The 21,204-nt window shown below is 70.4% G+C and carries 20 protein-coding genes; 8 read left to right on the plus strand and 12 right to left on the minus strand.

Features of this window, described 5'->3' with window-relative positions; all coding sequences use genetic code 11:
* Positions 1–224: 224 nt before the first annotated feature.
* Together ACQYVW_RS12950 and ACQYVW_RS12955 are read right to left on the minus strand one after the other, a co-directional pair.
* The gene (locus tag ACQYVW_RS12950) at positions 225–827 is read right to left on the minus strand and encodes a C40 family peptidase (protein WP_434947415.1); all 603 of its coding nucleotides are present in this window, start codon (positions 825–827) and stop codon (positions 225–227) included.
* 210 nt (positions 828–1,037) lie between these two features.
* On the minus strand, positions 1,038–1,631 hold the full coding sequence (locus ACQYVW_RS12955) for a C40 family peptidase (RefSeq protein WP_434947278.1): 594 nt from the start codon (positions 1,629–1,631) through the stop codon (positions 1,038–1,040).
* A 72-nt stretch (positions 1,632–1,703) separates the two neighbouring features.
* On the opposite strand from ACQYVW_RS12955, the gene ACQYVW_RS12960 reads away from it, so the two are divergent.
* The 4 genes from ACQYVW_RS12960 to gorA all read left to right on the plus strand — a co-directional run bounded on the left by ACQYVW_RS12960 (position 1,704) and on the right by gorA (position 6,338).
* Positions 1,704–2,186 (plus strand): FKBP-type peptidyl-prolyl cis-trans isomerase, encoded by a 483-nt coding sequence (locus ACQYVW_RS12960; protein WP_434947279.1) that lies wholly within the window; start codon positions 1,704–1,706, stop codon positions 2,184–2,186.
* 242 nt (positions 2,187–2,428) lie between these two features.
* Entirely contained in the window at positions 2,429–3,682 is a 1,254-nt protein-coding gene (locus ACQYVW_RS12965) for a DUF418 domain-containing protein (protein WP_434947280.1), read from the plus strand.
* 38 nt (positions 3,683–3,720) lie between these two features.
* Positions 3,721–4,977: an NAD(P)/FAD-dependent oxidoreductase gene (locus tag ACQYVW_RS12970; RefSeq protein ID WP_434947281.1), complete on the plus strand. Its 1,257-nt coding sequence runs from the start codon at positions 3,721–3,723 to the stop codon at positions 4,975–4,977.
* On the plus strand, positions 4,974–6,338 hold the full coding sequence (gorA, locus tag ACQYVW_RS12975; RefSeq protein WP_434947282.1) for a glutathione-disulfide reductase: 1,365 nt from the start codon (positions 4,974–4,976) through the stop codon (positions 6,336–6,338). Before ACQYVW_RS12970 ends, gorA begins: the two co-directional genes overlap by 4 nt.
* A gap of 80 nt (positions 6,339–6,418) precedes the next feature.
* On the opposite strand, the gene ACQYVW_RS12980 is transcribed toward gorA, so the two are convergent.
* Positions 6,419–7,408: a glycoside hydrolase family 43 protein gene (locus ACQYVW_RS12980; protein WP_434947283.1), complete on the minus strand. Its 990-nt coding sequence runs from the start codon at positions 7,406–7,408 to the stop codon at positions 6,419–6,421.
* Between the two features lie 173 nt (positions 7,409–7,581).
* On the opposite strand from ACQYVW_RS12980, the gene hutG reads away from it, so the two are divergent.
* A complete protein-coding gene (hutG, locus tag ACQYVW_RS12985) occupies positions 7,582–8,364 on the plus strand; it encodes an N-formylglutamate deformylase (RefSeq protein WP_434947284.1) in 783 nt (260 codons plus the stop codon).
* A 16-nt stretch (positions 8,365–8,380) separates the two neighbouring features.
* Here hutG and ACQYVW_RS12990 read toward each other — a convergent pair whose 3' ends face one another.
* The 3 genes from ACQYVW_RS12990 to ACQYVW_RS13000 all read right to left on the minus strand — a co-directional run bounded on the left by ACQYVW_RS12990 (position 8,381) and on the right by ACQYVW_RS13000 (position 13,871).
* Positions 8,381–10,816 (minus strand): beta-L-arabinofuranosidase domain-containing protein, encoded by a 2,436-nt coding sequence (locus ACQYVW_RS12990; protein ID WP_434947285.1) that lies wholly within the window; start codon positions 10,814–10,816, stop codon positions 8,381–8,383.
* Between the two features lie 61 nt (positions 10,817–10,877).
* Positions 10,878–12,602: an IlvD/Edd family dehydratase gene (locus tag ACQYVW_RS12995; protein WP_434947286.1), complete on the minus strand. Its 1,725-nt coding sequence runs from the start codon at positions 12,600–12,602 to the stop codon at positions 10,878–10,880.
* A 357-nt stretch (positions 12,603–12,959) separates the two neighbouring features.
* Positions 12,960–13,871 (minus strand): LysR family transcriptional regulator, encoded by a 912-nt coding sequence (locus tag ACQYVW_RS13000; protein ID WP_434947416.1) that lies wholly within the window; start codon positions 13,869–13,871, stop codon positions 12,960–12,962.
* A gap of 221 nt (positions 13,872–14,092) precedes the next feature.
* On the opposite strand from ACQYVW_RS13000, the gene ACQYVW_RS13005 reads away from it, so the two are divergent.
* From ACQYVW_RS13005 to ACQYVW_RS13015, 3 genes are read left to right on the plus strand one after another with little or no spacing between them, the layout of a single operon-like run.
* On the plus strand, positions 14,093–15,442 hold the full coding sequence (locus ACQYVW_RS13005; RefSeq protein ID WP_434947287.1) for an MFS transporter: 1,350 nt from the start codon (positions 14,093–14,095) through the stop codon (positions 15,440–15,442).
* 19 nt (positions 15,443–15,461) lie between these two features.
* Positions 15,462–16,427: a glycoside hydrolase family 43 protein gene (locus tag ACQYVW_RS13010; RefSeq protein WP_434947288.1), complete on the plus strand. Its 966-nt coding sequence runs from the start codon at positions 15,462–15,464 to the stop codon at positions 16,425–16,427.
* Positions 16,424–17,485 (plus strand): arabinan endo-1,5-alpha-L-arabinosidase, encoded by a 1,062-nt coding sequence (locus ACQYVW_RS13015; RefSeq protein ID WP_434947289.1) that lies wholly within the window; start codon positions 16,424–16,426, stop codon positions 17,483–17,485. Before ACQYVW_RS13010 ends, ACQYVW_RS13015 begins: the two co-directional genes overlap by 4 nt.
* An 87-nt stretch (positions 17,486–17,572) precedes the next feature.
* On the opposite strand, the gene ACQYVW_RS13020 is transcribed toward ACQYVW_RS13015, so the two are convergent.
* The 6 genes from ACQYVW_RS13020 to ACQYVW_RS13045 form a co-directional block, all read right to left on the minus strand.
* Positions 17,573–18,103, minus strand: coding sequence for a copper chaperone PCu(A)C (locus tag ACQYVW_RS13020; RefSeq protein ID WP_434936253.1), 531 nt, complete (start codon positions 18,101–18,103; stop codon positions 17,573–17,575).
* Between the two features lie 145 nt (positions 18,104–18,248).
* Positions 18,249–18,620, minus strand: coding sequence for a DUF2946 family protein (locus tag ACQYVW_RS13025; protein WP_434936251.1), 372 nt, complete (start codon positions 18,618–18,620; stop codon positions 18,249–18,251).
* 126 nt (positions 18,621–18,746) lie between these two features.
* Positions 18,747–19,151: an RcnB family protein gene (locus ACQYVW_RS13030; RefSeq protein ID WP_434936249.1), complete on the minus strand. Its 405-nt coding sequence runs from the start codon at positions 19,149–19,151 to the stop codon at positions 18,747–18,749.
* Positions 19,152–19,228: 77 nt separating this feature from the next.
* Positions 19,229–19,714: a pyridoxamine 5'-phosphate oxidase family protein gene (locus ACQYVW_RS13035; RefSeq protein WP_434947290.1), complete on the minus strand. Its 486-nt coding sequence runs from the start codon at positions 19,712–19,714 to the stop codon at positions 19,229–19,231.
* Positions 19,711–20,187: a cupin domain-containing protein gene (locus ACQYVW_RS13040; protein ID WP_434947291.1), complete on the minus strand. Its 477-nt coding sequence runs from the start codon at positions 20,185–20,187 to the stop codon at positions 19,711–19,713. The genes ACQYVW_RS13035 and ACQYVW_RS13040 overlap by 4 nt, the downstream gene beginning before the upstream one ends.
* The gene (locus ACQYVW_RS13045; RefSeq protein WP_434947292.1) at positions 20,180–21,100 is read right to left on the minus strand and encodes a LysR substrate-binding domain-containing protein; all 921 of its coding nucleotides are present in this window, start codon (positions 21,098–21,100) and stop codon (positions 20,180–20,182) included. Before ACQYVW_RS13045 ends, ACQYVW_RS13040 begins: the two co-directional genes overlap by 8 nt.
* Positions 21,101–21,204 lie beyond the last annotated feature (104 nt).

Here is a 21,204-nt window from a genome sequence, read left to right on the forward strand (position 1 = left end):
AAGGCCCACCGGTAGCCGCGCGGCGGATCAGGTGGCCAGGAAAGCCCGCCGTGGCCGAGTGGCTGACCAGGTCACTAGAAGTCCACCGATGGCGGCGTGGCCGATCAGGTCACCAAGAAGGTGCTCCTGCTCGCATCCTTCGCCTACGCCGCGACAACGCCCGCGGCGAACACATACAAGAAGGCCGCCCGTAGGCGGCCTTCTGGACGGCGAACAACGCAGCCTCAGCTTTCCGTTCCCAAGCCCGCCACGCGGCGGGCCTGCAGGAACTTGCCGCTCCAGTAGCCGGTGTCGAGCTGCGAGACGGTCACGTCGCGACCGCTGCGCGGCGCATGCAGGAAACGGCCCTCGCCGATGTAGATGCCCACATGGTCCACGCGCTTGCCGCGACGGCCGAAGAACACCAGGTCGCCGGGAACCAGGGCAGCACGCTCGACCTTCTCACCGTCGCGAGCCATGTCGCGCGAGACGCGGGGCAGGTCGATGCCCAGCGCGGTGCGGAATACGTAGCCGACCAGGCCGCTGCAGTCGAAGCCGCCCTCCGGCGAATTGCCGCCCCAGCGGTACGGGGTGCCGAGCAGGGCGAGGCCGCGCTTGACCAGCGTCTGGACCCGGCCTTCTTCCTTCGGAGCGGACTGCGCCAGCGCCGCCTGCGCGGCGATCATCTGGTTGACGTCGCTGGCGAACAGCACGTCGGAGCTGGCGGAGCGCAGCGGGCTGGCGACCAGGGCGCTGGTGACCGAGGACGCGGGCGCCGCGGGCGCATCGGCCGAATCGCCGGCCAGGCCCGGACCGGCAAAGGCGGGCAGGGTGGCCAAGGCGAACAGGCAGCCGCAGAGGGCGACGAACTTGCCCTGTCTGGCCGGAGTGGAGCGATGTCGGGTTCGGCCGGACGGGGCGTTGGCTGTCGTCACGCGGGCTTCACTTGGAGCGGATCAGCGGCGGAGTTTGCCGGAGTGAAGCTGGCGTGATGTTAAATCAGGGTTATACAAACCTGTCCAAGTAAGTGATTCTGCTCACAAATCAAAACGGACCATTCACTGCAGGACGCGCTTGGCGCCGCTGTAGTGGCGTTGCCAGTAGCTTCCGTCCAGATGATCCAGGCGCACCGTTCCGCCGGTGCTGGGAGCGTGGACAAATCGTCCCTCTCCCACGTAGATGCCCACATGTGTGACCTGGGATCCGCTTCCGAAGAACACCAGGTCGGCGGCAGCCAGGCGCCTGGGGTCGATCCTGGGGCCCTGTACGCCGGCGAGTTCACGCGATGTGCGCGGCAGGCGCAGGTCGAGCATGTCGCGGAACACGTAGTTCACCAGGCCGCTGCAGTCGAAGCCGCCCTCCGGAGTGTTGCCGCCGTAACGGTAGGGGGTGCCCACCAGGCTGATCGCCCGCATCAGCACGGCGTTGGCGGCGGCGGGGTTGGCGGGCGTGGTGGCCGGCCAGTCGCGCGTGGGGACGGTCGTGGCCGCGCGCGGGGCGAGCCGGACGTCCTGGCCGCCGCCGCAACCGCCCAGCAGCAGGGCGATGAGCGCGAGGGCGAGTGCGGCCCGGATTGGCGTTGCCGTGCCCGAGTCCGGATAATGCCCGGCTCCGTCGCCCGACGGCAGGAAGCGTTCGCGTGGCGGTGTCATGCGCGGCATCCTGCCCGGGTGGTTTCCTCCAGACAAGCCGCGGCCACCGCCGCGCCCCCGCAGCGAGCCGCCATGAAGATCGAGAAAGACCGCGTCGTCCGTTTCCACTACACCGTCTCTGAAGTCGGCCAGCCGGCCCTGGAGTCGTCGAAGGAGCGCGGCGAGCCGCTGGCGATCCTCATCGGCCACGGCAACATCATTCCTGGCCTCGAGAAGGCGCTGGACGGCCGCGAGGCCGGCGAGAATTTCGGCGTCGACGTGCCTGCGGCCGAGGCCTACGGCGATCGCCGCGACGGCCTGACCCAGCGCGTGCCCAGGAAGCACTTCGGCGCGCAGAAGCTGGCCCCGGGCCAGCAGGTGGTGCTCAACACCAATTTCGGCCCGCGCGCGGTGACCGTGGAAAAGGTGGGCATGAGCGTGGTCGACGTCGACCTCAACCACCCGATGGCGGGCAAGGACCTGCACTTCGACATCGAGATCGTCGAGGTGCGCGAGGCGCAGCAGGTCGAGATCGAGCACGGCCACGTGCACGGCGAAGGCGGCCACCAGCACTAAGAGGGCAGGTCCGGCGCGCGCTGCATGCGCGCTCCGGGCGGAGCCGGCCGTCGGGCCGGCGCGAGTGCAGGGCATCCGGCTAGGCCGGGTGCGTGCGGGGCGGTGATTGCCGCCCCGGCGCGATCCCGCGCGCGGGTGGCGCCCGTGCCACGCCGTCGGTCCCACGGCATCCGCCGGGCCCTCGCAGGCTTGGCAAGCCCCAGCCATCCCCGCATCCTGTGCGCGGAACCAGGGGGCACCGCATGACGCAGATCCACGACCGCCAGGCAGGCGGCCCGCCCGCTTTTGCGCCCATCGACGCGGGACAGCGCATCCAGGCCCTGGACGTGGTCCGCGGCTTCGCGCTGCTGGGCATCTTCCTGATGAACATCGAATGGTTCGGCCGGCCGATGCAGGCAATGGGCTCGGGCATCGATCCTTCGACGACCGGGCTCGACCACGCCGCCGCCTGGGCCGTGCACGTGTTCGTGTCCGGCAAGTTCTGGGTGCTGTTCTCGCTGCTGTTCGGCATGGGCTTCGCGGTGATGTCCAGCCGTGGTGGTCATGGCGCGGCGTTTCGCGGACGCTACCTGCGCCGCTGCCTGGCGCTGCTGGCGTTCGGCCTGCTGCACGCGGTGCTGCTGTGGCCGGGCGACATCCTCCACGCTTACGCGATCACCGGCCTGCTGCTGCTTGCGTTCGGCGAGATCTCCAACCGGGCGCGCCTGGTGCTCGGCCTCGGGCTTTACGGCGCGATCGCGCTGATGGTCGCGCTGGGCGGCGGGCTGATCTCGCTGGTGCCGGCGGAGGAACTTGGCGAGATGGCCGGGATGGCCGCCGAAATGGAGTCGCAGGCGGTGCAGGCCGCCGGCGTGTATGCCCACGGCAGCTATCCGGATGCGGTGCTGCAGCGTGCGCGCGACTTCGCCAGCCTGTCGATGCAGGGGCTGGTGATGACGGTGCCGATGGCGCTGGGCGTGTTCATGCTGGGCGCCTGGCTGGTGCGCTCCGGGCGCATGCACGACGTGGCCTCGCAGCGCGGCTGGTTCGCGCGGCTGGCGCTGTGGACCCTTCCGCTCGGCGCGACGTTCGTCGCGCTGTCGATGGCGGTGGGCAGCAGCTTCGACGGCATGCGCGAGATGGGGCCGATGCTGCTGGCGCAGGGCCTGATGATGCTCGGCAGCCTGCCGCTGGCGCTGGGCTACCTGTCGCTGCTGGTGCTGGGCCTGGGCGCGCCGGGCGTGTCGCGCGTGCTGGGCTGGCTGGCGCCGCCCGGGCGCATGGCCCTGACCCACTATCTGCTGCAGTCGCTGATCGCCTCGACGCTGTTCTACGGCTACGGCGTCGGACTGTGGGGGCAGGTCGGTCGCGCCGGCCAGGTGTTGCTGGTGCTGGCGGTGTTCGCGATGCAGGTGCTGACCAGCCACTGGTGGCTGGCGCGTTACCGCTTCGGCCCGATGGAATGGCTGTGGCGCTGGCTCACCTACGGCACGCGCCCGCGCATGCGCCTCGACTGAGCGGCTGGGCGCGGCCGGCGCGCCGTTACACTGCGCGGATGCCTGATCGCAGCGACATCCTCGTCATCGGCGCCGGCGTGTCCGGACTGGCCAGCGCACTGTGCCTGCTCGAGCGCGGACGCAGCGTGCGCGTGATCGATGCCGGCCGCGTCGGCGGCGGCAGCTCGCACGGCAATTGCGGAACCCTCACGCCGAGCCATGCCGGGCCGCTGCATGCGCCCGGGACCGTGGCCAAGGCGCTGCGCTGGATGCTGACGCCGGATGCGCCGTTCTACGTGCGCCCGCGGCTGGATCCCGCGCTGTGGCAATGGATGCTGCGCTTCGCCGGGCGCTGCAATCCGCGCGACTGGAACGCCTCCGCGCGGCCGCGTGCCGCCATCCTCAACGCGTCGCGCCAGGCCTTCCCGCGCTGGATCGCCGACCATGGCATCGACTGCGAGTTCGCCGAACCGGGTGCCGATTGCGTGTTCCGCGATCCCGCGCAGATGGAGGCCTATGTGCGCCAGCTGCCGATGCTGGCGGACATGGGCATCGAGTCGCGCGTGATCGAAGGGCGCGACTACCTCGCCCGGGATCCGGCGCTGCTCGAGGGCGTGGTCGGCGCGGTGCACTACCCGGGCGACGCGCAGTTGCGGCCCGACCACTATGTCGCGGGGCTGGCGCAGGCGGTGCTGGCGGCCGGCGGCACGATCGAAACCGGCTGCGAGGCCGCCGCCGTCGATGCCGACGGCGCGGGCCTGCGCGTGCGGACCACGCGTGGCGATCGCCCGGCGCGGGACGTGGTGCTGGCAACCGGCGCCTGGTCGCCGCTGCTGGCCCGGTCGCTGGGCCTGCGCTGGCTGCGCGATGCGATGCAGCCGGGCAAGGGCTACTCGATCACGTACTCGCGGCCCGCGCTGGTCCCGCGCCGGCCGATGACCCTGTTCGAGCGCAGGGTCTGCGTGACGGTGTGGGAGGACGGCTTCCGCCTCGGCAGCACGATGGAATTCTCCGGACACGACCGCACGCTCAACCGGCGCCGGCTCGACGCGCTGGCGCGCGCCGCGGCCGAGTACCTGCGCGAACCCACCGGTCCGGAGAAGCGGGAAGAGTGGTACGGCTGGCGTCCGCTGTCCTGGGACGACCTGCCGATCATCGGCCGCGCGCCGGGGCACGAACACCTGTGGCTGGCGACGGGCCACGGCATGCTGGGCGTGAGCATGAGCCCGGCCACCGGGCGCCTGCTGGCCGAACTGATGACGGGCGAGGCGCCGCACCTCGATCCCGCCCCCTATTCGCCGGAGCGCTTCGCATGAGCCAGCAGGATCTGGATTTCGACCTCGTCGTGCTGGGCGGCGGCAGCGGTGGCCTCGCCGGCGCGTTCCGCGCCGCGGCGCATGGCGCGCGCGTCGCCCTGCTCGAACCGGGCGAACTGGGCGGCACCTGCGTCAACGTCGGCTGCGTGCCGAAGAAGGCGATGTGGCTGGCCGCCGAACTGGCCGGCAGCGTGGCGCTTGCATCGCAGCTCGGCTTCGACGTGCCCGACGCGCCGAAGCCGGACTGGCCCACCCTGGTCGCCAGCCGGCAGCGCTACATCCACGGCATCCACGCCAGCTACCGGCGGCGGCTGGACGCCGACGGGATCGTGCTGTTGCCCGCGCGTGGCCGGCTGCGCGACGCGCACACGGTCGAATGCGCGAACGGCACGCGCCTGCGCGCGGCGCAGATCCTCCTCGCCACGGGGTCGCATCCGCTGCGGCCCGACGTGCCCGGCGCGGAACTGGCCGGTGTGTCCGACGACTTCTTCGCCCTGCACGAAGCGCCCGGCCGCGTGGCGCTGGTCGGCGGTGGCTACGTCGCAGTGGAACTGGCCGGCGTGCTGCAGGCGCTGGGCTGCCGCATCGACATCCACGCGCGCAGCGAACGGCTGCTGAGCCAGGCCGATGCGGAACTGGCCGAGCGGCTGCAGGAGAACTATCGCCAGCAGGGCATCGGCCTGCGCTTCGGCTACGAACTGGCGGCGATCGAGGGCGAACCCGGCGCGCTGCACCTGCGCGACGCCGCCGGCGACACCGGCGAGGCGTACCGGCACGTGTTCCTCGCCACCGGGCGCGGCGCCAACAGCCGTGGCATCGGCCTGGAGGAGGCGGGTGTCGCGCTCGACGCGCGCGGCAACATCGTGGTCGACGATTTCCAGCGCAGCAGCGTGCCGCACATCGCCGCGGTCGGCGACGTGACCGGGCGGATGACGCTGACGCCCGTGGCGATCGCCGCGGCGCGGCGCACGATGGACCGCGTGTTCGGCGGACAGCCCGATGCGCGCCTGGACTACGACGGCATTCCCACCGTGGTGTTCGCGCATCCGCCGCTGGGCGGCGTGGGCCTGACCGAGGCGCAGGCGCGCGAGCGCCACGGCGATGCCGCCGTGCACGTGTACTGCAGCATCTTCCGGCCGATGCGCCAGGCCCTGGTGGACCGGTCGCAGCACAGCCTGTTCAAGCTGGTCTGCGTGGGCGAGGAGCGCAGGGTGGCGGGCATCCACCTGCTGGGAGAGGGCGCGGACGAGATCCTGCAGGGGTTCGCGGTCGCGCTGAAGAAGGGCATCACCCTGGCCGACCTGCACGACACCGTCGCGATCCACCCCACCAGTGCCGAGGAAGTGGTGCTGATGCGGTGAGCGCGGGGTGTGACCGCCAACACCAGCGTGGTGGCGTGGATCGTCGCCGCCTGGCCGGCCAGGGCGGGTGAAGTCCGCCCTTAGCGCCTGCGCGGCACCGACACGCCCTCGGCCGTATGGACGATCGGCACGATGCTGCCGTCATCGTTGTAGTACAGGTGTTCGACCGCCACCGCGCGGCGGCCGAGCGCGCCGGCGTGGCCGCCGACCGTCAGCACCGCGTTGTGATAGAAGAAGTACCAGTGGCCCTTGAACTCCACGATCCCCGGGTGGATGGTGAAGCTGTTCTCCGCCGAGCCGCTGATCTCGCCGCGGTAGGTCCACGGGCCGGTGATCGCGGGCGCGGTCGCGTAGGAGATCAGCTCGTCCTCGGACACCGACTTGTCCCTTGAGGCGTAGGTCAGGTAGTACAGGTCGCCGCGCTTGTGGATCCAGGGGCCTTCCTCGTACTTGGGGAGTTCGGCCTGCAGGATGGGGCCGTCGAGCTCGATCATGTTCGGCTTGAGCCTGGCGTAGTAGAAGTTGGCGTTGCCCCACATCAGCCAGGCGCTGCCGTCGTCGTCGATGAACACGGTGGGGTCGATGTCGTCCCAGGTGTGCGGGCCCTGCGGGGTCATGTCGTTGCTGACCAGGGCGGAGCCGCGGGCATCGACGAAGGGGCCGGTCGGGCTGTCGGATACCGCCACGCCGATGGCCTTGCCCGGACGGCTCCGGTCGTGTTCGACGGTGGTGTAGAAGTAGAACTTGCCGTCCTTCTCGATGGCCTGCGAGGCCCAGGCATCGCGGCTGGCCCACTTGAAGTCGGTGGGCTTCATCACGGGGCCGTGGTCGGTCCAGTCCGCCATGTCGGTGGTCGAATAGACCCGCCACTCGACGATGTTGAACATCTCCTCGCCGCGGGCCATGTCGTGGCCCACGTACAGATAGAGCCTGTCGCCGACGACCAGCGGCGCGGGGTCGGCGGTGTGGCGGTCGGTGATCAGGGGGTTGGTGGCGCCGCGATGCGGAAGCGCAGGCGTGGTGCACGCGGCCAGGGCGGCGCAGGCCAACAGCAGGCAGAGGGTTTTCATGGCGTGTTCCCGTGGCGGGTCTCTGGTTGGAAGGGTGCGGACAGGCCGGGGCGACGAGCTTCCGGTTCCGCGGCTGCGGCTGCGGCTGCGAGGCCTGGCCTCCGGGACGAATGCGGCATGACGAAGCCGCCGCTCCCCGTGGGTTGCGACCGGGCGGCTCTACAATCCGGGGCATGGACATCTACACCCTGCATCGCGGCAGCGCACCGCTGCTGGTCAGCCTGCCGCACGACGGCACCTTCGTGCCGGACGACATCGCCGCGCGCCTTACGCCGCAGGCGCGGCGCGTGCCCGATACCGACTGGCACATCGCGCGCCTGTACGCGTTCGCGCGCGAACTGGGCGCGTCGGTGCTCGTGCCGAGCCATTCGCGCTACGTGATCGACCTCAATCGCGGCGAGGACGACGTTTCGCTGTATCCGGGGCAGAACACCACCGGACTGTGTCCGACCGTCCGGTTCTCGGGCCAGCCGGTCTACCTCGATGGCCAGGCGCCGGACGCAGACGAAGTGCGCGCGCGGGTGGAACGCTACTGGCGTCCCTACCACGCCGCGCTGCGCGACGAGCTCGAGCGCCTGCACGCCGCGCATGGCCGCGTGGTGCTGTGGGAAGGGCATTCGATCCGCGGCGAGTTGCCCTTCCTCTTCGAGGGCCGGCTGCCCGACCTCAACCTCGGCACCGCCAATGGCGCCAGTGCGACCCCCGCATTGCAGCAGCGGCTGGAGGCTGTGCTCGCCGGCCAGTCGCGCTACGACTGGGTGCACAACGGACGCTTCCGCGGCGGCCATATCACCCGCCACTACGCCGATCCGGCACGCGGCATCCAGGCCGTGCAGCTGGAGATCAGCCAGCGCGTGTACATGGACGAGGACTCCTTCGCCTGGGACGAGGCCAAGGCGACACAGGTCCAGGCGATGATCGACGCGCTGCTGCGCGAGGCCCTGGCCGCGGATTGAGGCGGCGGCTGCCGCGCTACCCACCGCCGGTAGCCAGCAGCCGAAGCCCGAACAGCCGCGGCGTGCGGCGCCCGTCCCGGGCCACGAAGCGCACGCGGATGCCGCGCGAGCGCGCCGCCGTGGCCAGGTCGGGCGGCAGCGTGATTCCGCGCAGGCCGAAGTCGTCGGTCCCGCCCGCGCCGCTCATGTCGATCCGCGACAGGACGCGGCCGTCCACCTCGACGTCCATCGCCACGTTCCACTCGCCGCCGAACAGTTCCAGCTGCAGCGCCAGCGGCGTGCCCGCTGGCACCTCGCGACGCGCCTGCAGGCGATAGCCGAACCAGCCGGCTGCGTCGCGCCAGGCGCGGCCCATCAGGCTGCCCGTCGCCGAGTCCTTGCCCTCGTAGTCGTGGTCGACCTCGGGCTGCTGTTCGCCCGGCTGCACCTGGTCGAGCGTGCGCGCATCGAGCGCCTCGCGATCGCGCTCGGCGGCCTCGATCGCGGCCACGACCGCCGGATACGCCGATGGCGTTGCGGTGCGCCAGTAAGCCATGTAGCGCGCGTCGTGCACGCGCGACAGCGGCTCGAGCCGCAGCTGCCTGAACCCGCCGGGGCGGATCAGCGCGGCGGCCGTGAACACCAGCGGTTCGCCCGCGACAGGCACGATGTGCGAGGCCAGCGCGTCGCGTTCGCCCACCAGCATCGGTGCGCCGTCCAGAGGCAGGTAGGGGCCGGGCGCGATGTGGCTGCCGCGGCCGTCGTCGGCGACCAGGCCCTCGATCGCGTCCTCGCCGGTGCGCGCGGCCAGCATCAGCGGGCCATGCACCACCGCCACCCAGTCCGAACCGTCGGGCAGGGCTTCGATCCGTGTCGTCATCGGCAGTTCGATCTCGACCATGTCACCGTCGCGCCAGGTGCGCGCGATCGAGGCCAGGCTTCCGGGCGACGAGGCCAGCGGCCAGCGCTCGCCGTTGACCGTCGCCACCAGCGGCCCCTGCAGCCACCCGGGGTGCCTCAGTTGCAAGGTCAGCGCTTGCGGACGCTCGAGCTGCAGCCGCAGGCGCGTGCGCGGCTCTTCCGGGAAGGCGGTGTCCTGGCGCAGCACCAGGCCGCGCTCGCGCCAGTGCAGGGAGGATGCGATGTACAGGTTGACCGCCAGCGCGTCGCCGCCATGGGCATAGGCGAATGCGCCATGGCGGCCATGGCTTTCCAGGCCCGTGCCCACGCAGCACCAGAAGCACTGTTCGGGCTGCGAATACACGCGATAGTGGCGTGGCCGTATCGGGGTGAAATAGACCAGCCCGCCGTGCTCCGGATGCTGGCTGGACAGGATGTGGTTGAACAGCACCCGCTCGTGGAATTCCGGGTAGCGCGGATCGGGCGCCAGCCGGTGCAGCAGCGCGGTCAGGCGCAGCATGTTGTAGCTGTTGCAGGTTTCCGGGCCCTCGCGCGAGGCCAGCATCGGGCTGAAGTCGTCGGCCGGGTGGAAGTGCTCGCGCACGCTGTTGCCGCCGAAGGCGACGCTGCGGCGCAGGGCGACCGTTTCCCAGAAGAACTTCGCCGCTTCGATCCAGGCCGGCTCGTCGTCCAGCTCGCCGATGCGGGCGAAGCCGATCACCTTCGGGATCTGGGTATTGGCGTGCAGGCCGTCGAGCCGGTCCTCGCGCCGCAGCAGCGGATCGAGGATGGCGCGATGGCAGAAGCGCCGCGCCAGCGCCAGGTAGCGGCGTTCGCCGGTGATGGCGTAGACGTCGGCCAGCGCTTCGTTCATGCCGCCGTGTTCGGTATCGAGGATGCGCTGGAGCTGCGTGTCGTCGAGGTTGGCGACCAGCGCGTCGCACCAGTCTGCGAAGCGCACCAGCAGGGCGCGCGCCGTTGCGTTGCCGGCCATCAGCCAGGCATCGCGCAGCCCGGCGTACATCTTGTGCAGGTTGTAGAACGGCACCCAGGCGCCGTCGAGCGAGAAGGCCTCGGCCTGGAACTCGCCGGAGGCGATGCGGTTCCAGAGCGTGCGCCCGTTCGGCACGCCGCCCAGGTAGCCGTCGCCGTTGGCCTGCTGCACCTCGGCCAGGGCATCGATCATGGCCTCGAGCCGTACGCGCATCGCCTCGTCGCCCTGCGCTGCCTGCTGCGCAAGCGCCGACAGGCAATGGCCGGCCGTATGTCCGTCCAGACCCATCGATTCCCAGTTCGGGTATTTCGGGGCAGGCGACGGCAGGCCGGCCTCGATGCGGTAGGGCGCCAGCAGACGGTCGATGTCGAGCGCGGCCAGGTAGCGGCGGTTGAGCGCCTGTGCGTGGGCGAACGGGCCGTCGGTGAGACGTACGTCCGCCAGCGCGAACGGCGTTGCGGCCACTGCGGGCGCTGCCGCGGCGAGCGCGGGCAGGGCACCGGCCACCGGCAGCAGGAGGCCCGAGCCGGTGGCCGCGAGGAAACGGCGGCGCTGCGGCGATGGGATCGGATCGTGCATCAGCGGCTCCAGCGTATGCAGGCCGAAGGCGGATGCAGCGAGGCGAGTCGCGCGCGAGGCCTCAGTGCGAATCCCCGGCGACGGTATCGCCGCTGCCGCCCACCAGGAAATCCAGGTCCGCCCCGAGATGCGCCTGCTGCACGTGGTCGACGTAGAGTTTGCTCCAGCCGCGCGCGGGTGCCGGGCGTGGCGTCCACTCGGCGCGGCGCCGGGCCAGCTCCTCGTCGGATACGTCCAGGTGCAGGCGGCGGGCGGCCACGTCGAGTTCGATGACGTCGCCCTCGCGCACCAGCGCCAACGGACCGCCTGCGGCGGCTTCGGGCGAAACATGCAGCACCACGGTGCCGTAGGCGGTGCCGCTCATGCGCGCGTCGGAGATGCGCACCAGATCCGTGATGCCCTGGCGCAGCAGCTTCGGCGGCAGCGGCATGTTGCCGACCTCGGCCATGCCGGGATAACCACGCGGGCCGCAGTTCTTCAGCACCAGCACCGAATTGGCGTCGACCTCCAGCGCCTCGTCGTCGATGCGCGCCTTGAAGTCGTCGATGTCCTCGAACACCACCGCGCGGCCGCGATGCCTGAGCAGATGGGGCGATGCGGCGGAGGGCTTGATCACCGCGCCATCGGGCGCGAGGTTGCCGCGCAGCACCGCGATGCCCGCTTCGGGCCGCACCGGCTCGGTCAGCGGCCGGATCACGTCCTGGTTCCAGCAGGGCGCCTCACTGATGTTCTCGCCCAGAGTGCGCCCGTTGACCGTCATCGCGTCCGTGTCCAGGTGCGCGGAGATCTCGCGCAGCACCGCGGGCAGGCCGCCGGCGTAGTAGAAATCCTCCATCAGGTACTGGCCCGACGGCTTGAGGTTGACCAGGCAGGGCAGGCGCGAGCCGAGCCGGTCCCAGTCGTCGAGGCTCAGCTGTACGCCCAGCCGGCCCGCGATCGCCAGCAGGTGGATCACCGCATTGGTCGAGCCGCCGATCGCGGCGTTGGCGCGGATGCCGTTGGCGAAGGACTCGCGGGTGAGCACCTTCGACATGCGCAGGTCTTCGCGCACCATCTCCACCGCGCGCCGGCCGGACAGGTGGGCGAGGCGGAAGCGGCGCGCATCCACCGCCGGGATCGCGGCGTTCTCGGGCAGCGACATGCCCATCGCCTCGACCATGCAGGCCATCGTCGAGGCCGTGCCCATGGTCATGCAGCTGCCCTTGGAGCGCTGCATGCAGGCCTCGGCCTCGTTGAATTCCTCCTGGCTGAGCGTGCCGGCGCGCACCATCTCCGACATCTCGATCACGCCGGTGCCGGAACCCACCGGCCTGCCGCGCCAGTTGCCCGACAGCGAGGGGCCGCCGGAGACGCCGATGGTGGGCAGGTCCACGCTGGCCGCGCCCATCAGCAGCGCCGGCGTGGTCTTGTCGCAGCCCATCAGCAGCACCACGCCGTCGATGGGATTGGCGCGGATCGATTCCTCCACGTCCATCGCGGCGAGGTTGCGGAACAGCATCGCGGTGGGGCGGATCTGGGTCTCGCCCAGCGACATCACCGGAAACTCCAGCGGCAGGCCGCCGGCTTCGTAGACGCCGCGCTTGACGTGCTCGGCCAGTTCGCGGAACGAGGAATTGCAGGGCGTGAGTTCCGACCAGGTGTTGCAGATGCCGATCACCGGCCGCCCGTCGAACATCTCGTGCGGCAGGCCCAGGCCCTTGAGCCAGCTGCGGTAGTAGAAGCCCTGCTTGCCGTCGCGCCCGAACCACTGCTGGCTGCGGCGTGCCGGCTTGTTGGGAGCGCTCATGCGGTCGGGGATCCTGCCCGTGTAAGGAATGTCCGGCCGCGCCCGATAGAGGGTCACGGCGATTCCGCGATGATGCTACCGGCGCGATACATGCACGAAAAATAACAATTGTGGGCGTATCGATATCGGTACCGATATGGCCGGCCTGAGCCTCGGCGCGCGCCGGGACCGCGCCGCATCCTCCCGCACCACGCTGTCCCGGGGTCGCATCGTGCCGCATCACGCCGTTCCCGCATTGCAATCGTCATCCCGCGAACGCGGGGGGGCCATTGCCCTTGCTGTCCGGGCAAAACCATGGATTCCCCTCGCGGGAATGACGGCAGGCAGCGGTCGCGCCTGCCAGGAGCGCCGGGCGGGTCAGGCCCCGGGGGCCGGCCCGTTCCCGCCATAGACCTCGGCGGCGGCCTCGCGCAGCGTCTCCAGGACCTTGCGGGCGCCGGGCGAGAGCAGCCAGTCGGTGCGGGTGATGAAGCCGAAGGAGTCCATCCGGCAGCCCAGTTCCACTGGCAGCTGCTTCACCATCCCGTAGTCGGCGTAATGGCGGGCCACATCCACCGGCACCACCGCCAGGTGCTCGCTGCCCTGCAGCAGGCGCGGCACCAGCACCAGTGCGGCGGTGCCGATCACCTGGCGCGGCGGCTGCAGCCCCGCGTTCTGGAACATCAGCTCGAAACGGTGGCGCAGCACGCTGCCTTCCGGCGGCACCACCCAGCTCGCCTTCGCCAGGTCGGCCAGCGAGGGCCTGCCGCCGGCGAGCAGCGGATGGTCGGCGCGCGCGATCGCGCACACGTCCTCCTCGGCCAGCGGCTCGTAGTGCAGGTTGCGCGTGTCGTGGCGCGGGAACAGGCGCCCGATCATCAGGTCGATGCGGTTCTGTGCCAGCTGCTCCAGCAGCACGTCGCTGCTTTCCACCATCAGCGAGACGCGCAGGTCGGGCTGGTCGCGGTGCAGCCGCGCCAGGGTCGGCGGCAGCAGGGTCATGGCCGGTCCGGCGATCGCGCCGACGCTCACCTTGCCCGCGTGTCCGGCCTTGAGCGCGTCGATCTCCGCGCCGGCCTCGCCCAGGCTGGCCAGGGCGATGCGGGCGTGGCGGATCATGCTTTCGCCATACCAGGTGGCGCGCATGCCGCGCGGCAGGCGTTCGAACAGCGGTACCCCGATCAGGTCCTCCAGGTCCTTGAGCAGCTTGGAGGCCGCCGGCTGCGACATGTTCAGCGACTCGGCCGCGCGATGGATGTTGCCCTGTTCCTCGATGGCGATCAGCAACATCAGCTGGCGCGTCTTCAGGCGCGCGCGGACGAACCAGGGCGGATGGGGCACGGCAGGCGTCCTATAACGTGATCCATATGGATTATCACGATTTTCCTATTTGTTGCATATCCATGTGACGACCAGAATGGTCCAGGCCCGAGGACGCCGCAGAAGCGCCGGGGCACGCCCCGCCGGCTGCGCCGCAGCCGCGGGCAGGATCACGCATTCGCGGAGGGGCGATGCAGGACCAGAAGCTGTCGGTACTCGAGAAGGTCGGCTTCGGCGCCGGCGACATGGCGGTGAACGTCGTCATCTCCTCGATGATGCTGATCATCACCTTCTTCTACACCGACGTGTTCGGACTCAGGCCCACCGATGTCGCGCTGCTGCTGATCGTGGTGCGCATGTTCGATGCGGTCACCGATCCGCTGATGGGCCTGGTGACCGATCGGGTCGAGACGCGCTGGGGCCGCTACCGTCCGTACTTCCTGGTGTTCGCCGTGCCGTTCGGCATCTCGGTGTTCCTGGTATTCACCACGCCGGATGCGGACTACGGCGCCAAGCTGGCCTGGGCGTATGCGACCTACCTGCTGGTCACGCTGTTCTTCACCATCGTCACCATTCCCTACATCTCGCTGATCGGCGTGCTCACCGCCGATCCGAAGGAGCGGCTGTCGGCCAACGGCTACCGGCTGTTCTTCGCCAAGGTGGCCGCGTTCCTGGTGACCATCGCCGTGCCGGTGCTGGCCGAGTCCTGGGGCCGCGGCAACCTCGCCGAAGGCTACCGCTGGGCGATGGGGCTGATGGGGCTGATGGCGACGCTGCTGTTCCTGTTCTGCTTCTTCACCACCACCGAGCGCATCCGCCACCAGGTCGACCGCACCCCGTTGGCGCAGCAGGCGCGGCTGCTGCTGCGCAACGACCAGTGGCTGCTGCTGTGCGCAGTCTGCGTGATCGGCACGATCGGCTACGTGGTGCGCGGCTCGGTGGCGGCCTATTACGCCAAGTACTACCTGGGCGGCGACGCGGCACTGCTCTCGGCCTTTCTCGCCACGGGCGTGGGTGCCGCGATCCTGGCGATGGTGGCGTCCACCTGGATCACCAAGCGCTGGTGCAAGGTGGCGATGTTCCGCTGGTCGCAGCTGGCCGTCGGCGTGCTGAGCGTGGCCATGTACTTCCTGGTGCAGCCGGGCGACGTGGCGCTGGCCTTCGTGCTGTATTTCCTGATCTGCTTCGTGGTCGACCTGCATGCGCCGGTGTTCTGGTCGGCGATCGTCGAAGCGGTGGACTACGGCCACGCCAAGAGCGGCCGGCGCGTCGCCGGGCTGGCCATGGGCGGCATCTCGTTCTGCCAGAAGGCCGGCATGGGCGTGGCCGGCGCGATCGTGGGCATGCTGCTGGCGTGGTTCGGCTACGTGGCAGACCAGGCGCAGAGCCCGCAGTCGCTCAACGGCATCGCCCTGATGCTCACCATCATTCCCGGCCTGTTCCATGCGCTGATGGGCGGCGTGATGTTCTTCTACCGCATCACCGACGGCTACTACGCGCAGATCAAGCAGAAGATCCTGGTCGACGCGCCCGCCGCGTAGGCCAGCAGCAGGACATTCCATGAAGATCAGCAACCCCTTCATCCTCAACCGCGCCGACCCGCATATCTCGCTGCATGACGGCCAGTACCACTTCACCGCCTCGGTGCCCGAATACGACCGCATCGTCCTGCGCCGTTCGCCGACCCTGGCGGGGCTGGTCGACGCCGGGGAGCGCACGCTGTGGACCGCGCCGGCGGAAGGGCCGACGTGCTCGCTGGTATGGGCGCCCGAGCTGCACCGCATCGACGGTACCTGGTTCGTCTATTTCGCCGTCGCGCCCTCGCGCGAGATCAGGGACGACCTGTTCCAGCACCGCATGTACGCACTGCGCTGCCGCGCCGCCGATCCGATGCAGGGCGAGTGGGAGCTTGCGGGCCAGGTCGACAGCGGCATCGATGCGTTCTGCCTGGACGCCACCAGCTTCGCGCACCGCGGCGTGCAGTACTACCTGTGGGCGCAGAAGCACCCCGACATCCCGGGCAACTCCAACCTCTACCTGGCGCCGCTGCGCGATGGCCTGTACATCGAGGGCGAGCCGGTGATGCTCACCAGGCCCGAGTTCGACTGGGAAGTGCAGGGCTTCCTGGTCAACGAGGGACCGTCGGTGCTGATCCGCCACGGCCGCGTGTTCGTCACCTATTCAGCCAGCGCCACCGACGAGCGCTACGCCATGGGTCTGCTGTGGGCCGATGCGCAGGCCGATCTGCTCGACCCGTCCAGCTGGCACAAGTCCGAAGCGCCGGTGTTCGTGTCCGATGCCGCGCGCGAGGTGTTCGGCCCGGGCCACAACAGCTTCACGGTCGCGCCGGACGGCGTCACCGACCTGCTGGTCTACCACGCGCGCAACTACACCAAGATCGAGGGCGACCCGCTATGGAACCCAGACCGCCACACCTGCATCCAGCCGCTGGAGTGGGACGCCGAGGGCATGCCGGTGTTCGGGCGACCGCTGCGCGAGGTGGAGATCCCGGGGGCCAACGCATGAGCGTGCTGCGTGCGGTGGTTGCGCTGCTGGTCGGGCTGCTCGCGCTGCCGGCGTGCGCGCAGGAGGCGCGCCCCAACAACGACGACATGATGGAAAGCCCGCCGGTGGCCGCGCCACGCGAGGGCTACTGGGCCGACGTGCTGGCGCACGACCCGGTGCTGGCGCGCGAGGGCGACACCTGGTACGCCTTCGTCACCGGCCCGGGCATCACGGTGTACAGCTCGAAAAACCTGGAAACCTGGAAGGCCGAGCCGCAGGTATTCGCCGACATCCCCCCCTGGGCCTACGACATCGTGCCCAAGTTCAACGGCCACATCTGGGCGCCGGATATCTCACAGCACGACGGCACCTGGTACCTGTACTACTCGATCTCCAGCGGCGGCAAGAACACCTCGGCCATTGGCGTGGCCACCAACACCACGCTCGACCCAGCCGACCCCGCGTTCGAATGGGTCGACCACGGCATCGTGCTGCGCTCGGTGCCGCACCGGGACATGTGGAACGCCATCGACGCGCACCTGGTCGAGGACGACGACGGCACGCCCTGGCTGGCCTTCGGCTCGTTCTGGGGCGGGCTGAAGCTGGTGCAGCTGCGCCAGGACCGGCTGCGTCCGGCCGAGCCGCAGGTCTGGCATACGCTGGCCAAGCGCGCCCGCTCGATCCTGGTCGACGACGCCGAGCCCGAACCCGGGGCGATCGAGGCGCCGTTCGTGTTCCGCAGGGATGGCTGGTACTACCTGTTCGTGTCCTACGACCACTGCTGTCGCGGCGCGAAAAGCGACTACCGCATCATGGTCGGGCGCTCGCCCACGCTCATCGGTCCCTACCTCGACCGCGATGGCAAGCGCATGGACCAGGGCGGCGCCACCGAGGTGCTGCGCGGCACGCCGCGCTGGCCCGGTCCCGGACACAACAGCGCCTACAGTTTCGACGGCCGCGACTACCTCGTCTTCCACGCCTACGACGCCGAAGACGGCGGACTGCCCAAGCTCAAGCTGCTGCCGATGCAGTGGGACGGCGACGGCTGGCCGGTGGTCGATCCGGCGCCCCTGCGCTGAGTCCAGCGGCCCGCGAGCGCGCCGACGCTTGCGGGCCGCAGGCGCGAGCGCGGGCGGTGGGCCGCCCGCGGCCCGCGTCGGCCGCGGTCAGTGATGCCCGTGCGTCGGCTCGTCGCCGGTCGATCCGAGCGCACGCACCTCGAACTCGGTCGCGATCTCGCCGGCCTGCGCGAACACCAGCGTGGCCGCGATCCGCTGGCCGGCCACGAAACCCTCGCCTGGCGTGATGAACATCAGGTGGTAACCGCCCGGCCGCAGTTCGACCGTCGCGCCGGCCGCCACCGCGAGGCCATCCACCAGCTGGCGCATGCGCGCCATGCCGTCCTCGTGGCGCACCTCGTGGATCTCGACGCGGGCGGCGGCATCGCTGCGCACCTCCAGCAGGCGGTCGTCGGCGCCGCTGCCGTTGTGCAGCGTCAGGTAGCCGGCGGCGACCGGTGCGTTCGGCGGCACCGCACGCGACCAGGCGGCGTCGATCGTCATCCGGTCGCTGGCGGCGTGGGGCTGGTGCGCTGCCGTCGCAGCGGGAGCGGCCGGGGCGGCCTGTTCTTTGCTACCGCATCCGGCCAGGGCGGCCAGCATCGCGGCTCCCAGCATCCAGCTTGCAGGGTGTGTCATGGGCATCTCCATCGATCATCGGCCGCGCCGCGCAGCGCCGCGGACCGGGTAGGGGGCACCAGCCCAGGGCCGGTGACAGGGGCGGCGCATTGGCTGCCGACCAGAACATCGCCCGGGTGCCGGAGCGCGAACGCGCCCCGCCGGGTCAGGAGACGATGGGCGGGCCCTGCGCGCCCAGCCCGCGGACGTTGCGCCACGTCCCGGGTACGGGAGGCGTGCGGGGCGGTACTGGGGACGGGGCGCGCCAGGCCTGCGGCGCGGCAGCCGGCGCTGGCACCGGAGACAGCGGCGGTGGCAGGACGCAGTAGCCGCAGACCGGGTCGACGCCCGGCTGCGGCAGGACCGGCACTGGATCCGGTGCGACGTCCGGCGCGATATCGACCGCCATCCGCTTCAGTCCGGCGGTGGTGCACATGTCCACCAGCCGGGAAGACGGCCCGGTCCCAGCCGCCAGGAAGCGGCTCAGCGCGGGCGCGGCCGCCGCCAGCAGCGTCGCGGCGAGCGCGAGCAGCAGCATGTGCCTGGACAGAAGCCTGGAACGCGTCATCTGCGGTCAGTATAGGCCGCCGACGCACATCGCCCGGCGGGCCGCACACGGAAAAGGCGGCCCGGAGGCCGCCTTCCCGCGCGTGCTTCGCCGAGGCTAGGGGCCGAAGATCTGTTCGATCAGGCCTGTCGCCAGCTGCACCATGTAGTAGCTGTCGTCGCGCGGATCCGGCCGCACCCAGGTGTAGCCGGGCGGCGGCGCGGCCAGGCCATAGGCCCCGTAATCGCGCACATAGTAGGTGTCGGCCAGATAGCCGCGCGGCAGGTACTGGCCGCGTGCCCAGCGACGTTCCGCACGCGCCAGGTCGCGCTGGTAGTCGCGCTCGGCCTTGCGCCTGTCCTTCCAGTACTCGCGTTCCGCCTTGCGCCGGTCCTTTTCGTAATGGTGGCGGGCGTCGTGGTGTTTGCCGCGGCCGTCGTGGCCGTGTTTCCAGGGCGGATCGGCGATCGCCGCACCCGGGATCGCCAGCATCAGCGCGCCTGCAAGCAGCAGAGGTTTCATCGTCGTCGTCTCCCGCGATGGCTTGCGGGGACCCTAATGCGCCGTGGATGAACCGGGAGAGAAAGCGGTCCTGCGCATTAAGGCAGGCGATAGGCTGCCCGCGCCGCCGCGACCTGCGATGCCTCGGTGGTTTCGTGCGGATACAGCAGGTAGCTCGGCGCGAGGATCCGCCGGAGCGCCGTGGCGCGAACCACGAAGACGCTGCGCAGGGGAAAGCGCGTGCCGGCGCGATCCAGCAATGGCGCGGCCCAGGACGCGAAGCCTTCATCGGCCGGCCGCACTTCGTGCGCCGTACCGAAGACCTTCCAGCCCTTCTGGACCAGCACGTCGATGAAGCTCACGCACACCCGCGGCTGCTCGCGGAGGTTGCGCGCGCTGGCGGGCGAGGCGATGTTGGCGATGACGATGTGGTTCGAATCGACGATGGCGAACAGTTCCTTCGGGGAGACGCTCGGCTGTCCGTCGCCGTCCACCGTCGCCAGCCAGCAGAGCACGCTGCGTGCCGCGATCTGCGCGACCTCGTCGTGCAGCAATGCCGGATCCGTTGCGCTGTCCGTCGTCACCACGGCGTCCCGTCACGGTGGGCGAAGCGCCAGCGCCCGCCGTCGCGCACGGCCACGAGGTCGTCGTCTGGATAGCCGACCACGTCGCCCTCGCTGCGGTCGCCCACCTCCAGGTACAGCACCGGGGCCGCGCTGGGATTGAGCAGGTGGTGGCCGTTGCCGTCGCCTGCGCGGAAGCCGGCGCACATGCCCGGCGAAAGCTGGGTTCGGCCCGCATCGGTCACCAGTACGGGATGGCCTTCGAGCACGTAGATGAACTCGTCCTGGCGCGAATGGTGGTGGCGCAGTGCCGACATCGCGCCCGGCAGCAGGGTGGTGAGGTTGACGCCGAAGCCGGCCAGCCCGAAGGCATCGCCGAGCGCGCGCTTGACGCGCCCATGCATGCGCGCGGCATGGGGCGCGGGGTAGTGCGAGGCGGTGGTGCGTTCGGCCACGCGTTGCGCATGCAGCGCAACGGGCTGTGACTCAGTCATCGGTCTGTTTCCGATCGTTCCGCTGCAGCGCCGCTTCGCCGCGGATCCACTCGGCCACCTGCGCGACCTCGGCACGCGGCTGCGTGCCGGCCTGCAGCAACCAGTAGCCGTAGCCCGCCGCGTACCCGCGCCGGGGCGGGGCGAGCTCCATCAACCGGCCGTCGCGCAGCAAGGGCAGGATCAGTTCACGGCGCCCCAGTGCCACGCCCTGGCCGGCGACGGCCGCCTGGATCACCAGGTCGTACTGGTTGAAGTGCAGCACGCGCCGCGGACGCGCATCGTCGTCGCTCGGGCCGAGCCAGTGCTGCCAGCGCAGCCACTGGTAGCGTTCCTCGAACTCCAGCAGGGTGATCGAGCCCGGTATCCGCCCGCCGCGCAGGCGTCCGAGTCGCAGTGTCGGACTCGCCACGGGCACAATGGTTTCCTCGAACAGCAGCGTCGCGCCGGGTGGCGCCTGCTCGGCGGTGGTGTAGCGCACCGCAAGATCGATGCCGCCATGGCGCAGGTCCATCACCTGGTTGTGCGCAGAGATGCGCACGTCCAGCTGCGGGTGCCGCGACTGGAAGCCGCCCAGCCGTGGCATCAGCCAGAGCACGGTGAAGCCGATCGTGGTGCTGATGGTGACCGTGCGTACCGCGCCACGTGCAGCGATGTCGGCCGCGGCTTCCTGCAGCTGGCGAATGGCGGCGTCGGCGCTGCGGAACAGCCGCTCGCCCTCGGGCGTGAGGCCGATCGCGCGATGGCCGCGCGTGAGCAGACGCACGCCAAGCTGCTGTTCAAGCGCCTGCACCTGGCGGCTGACCGCAGACTGGGTCAGGAACAGGTCCTGCGCGGCAAGGGTGATGCTCATGCGCCGGCCGACGGCGACGAAGCCCCGCAACAGGTCCAGCGATGGCAGCCTTGGCAGGTCCATTGGCATTCCTGCAGCGAATGCATCCAGTCGGAAAAGTCGTTTGAGCGCGCAGGCGCTCGCCTGAATAGTGCACAAAAGGGCCGGTCGATGCGAGACACAGATGC

Source organism: Luteimonas campi, from assembly GCF_051162505.1.
Lineage (GTDB): Bacteria > Pseudomonadota > Gammaproteobacteria > Xanthomonadales > Xanthomonadaceae > Luteimonas.

Excerpts from the sequence above, each read along its gene's own strand:
- ACQYVW_RS12955 (WP_434947278.1), bottom strand. The coding sequence starts at position 1,631 with ATGACACCGCCACGCGAACGCTTCCTGCCGTCGGGCGACGGAGCCGGG.
- ACQYVW_RS12960 (WP_434947279.1), top strand. The coding sequence starts at position 1,704 with ATGAAGATCGAGAAAGACCGCGTCGTCCGTTTCCACTACACCGTCTCT.
- ACQYVW_RS12965 (WP_434947280.1), top strand. The coding sequence starts at position 2,429 with ATGACGCAGATCCACGACCGCCAGGCAGGCGGCCCGCCCGCTTTTGCG.
- ACQYVW_RS12970 (WP_434947281.1), top strand. The coding sequence starts at position 3,721 with ATGCCTGATCGCAGCGACATCCTCGTCATCGGCGCCGGCGTGTCCGGA.
- gorA (WP_434947282.1), top strand. The coding sequence starts at position 4,974 with ATGAGCCAGCAGGATCTGGATTTCGACCTCGTCGTGCTGGGCGGCGGC.
- ACQYVW_RS12980 (WP_434947283.1), bottom strand. The coding sequence starts at position 7,408 with ATGAAAACCCTCTGCCTGCTGTTGGCCTGCGCCGCCCTGGCCGCGTGC.
- hutG (WP_434947284.1), top strand. The coding sequence starts at position 7,582 with ATGGACATCTACACCCTGCATCGCGGCAGCGCACCGCTGCTGGTCAGC.
- ACQYVW_RS12990 (WP_434947285.1), bottom strand. The coding sequence starts at position 10,816 with ATGCACGATCCGATCCCATCGCCGCAGCGCCGCCGTTTCCTCGCGGCC.
- ACQYVW_RS12995 (WP_434947286.1), bottom strand. The coding sequence starts at position 12,602 with ATGAGCGCTCCCAACAAGCCGGCACGCCGCAGCCAGCAGTGGTTCGGG.
- ACQYVW_RS13000 (WP_434947416.1), bottom strand. The coding sequence starts at position 13,871 with ATGTTGCTGATCGCCATCGAGGAACAGGGCAACATCCATCGCGCGGCC.
- ACQYVW_RS13005 (WP_434947287.1), top strand. The coding sequence starts at position 14,093 with ATGCAGGACCAGAAGCTGTCGGTACTCGAGAAGGTCGGCTTCGGCGCC.
- ACQYVW_RS13010 (WP_434947288.1), top strand. The coding sequence starts at position 15,462 with ATGAAGATCAGCAACCCCTTCATCCTCAACCGCGCCGACCCGCATATC.
- ACQYVW_RS13015 (WP_434947289.1), top strand. The coding sequence starts at position 16,424 with ATGAGCGTGCTGCGTGCGGTGGTTGCGCTGCTGGTCGGGCTGCTCGCG.
- ACQYVW_RS13020 (WP_434936253.1), bottom strand. The coding sequence starts at position 18,103 with ATGACACACCCTGCAAGCTGGATGCTGGGAGCCGCGATGCTGGCCGCC.
- ACQYVW_RS13025 (WP_434936251.1), bottom strand. The coding sequence starts at position 18,620 with ATGCTGCTGCTCGCGCTCGCCGCGACGCTGCTGGCGGCGGCCGCGCCC.
- ACQYVW_RS13030 (WP_434936249.1), bottom strand. The coding sequence starts at position 19,151 with ATGAAACCTCTGCTGCTTGCAGGCGCGCTGATGCTGGCGATCCCGGGT.
- ACQYVW_RS13040 (WP_434947291.1), bottom strand. The coding sequence starts at position 20,187 with ATGACTGAGTCACAGCCCGTTGCGCTGCATGCGCAACGCGTGGCCGAA.
- ACQYVW_RS13045 (WP_434947292.1), bottom strand. The coding sequence starts at position 21,100 with ATGGACCTGCCAAGGCTGCCATCGCTGGACCTGTTGCGGGGCTTCGTC.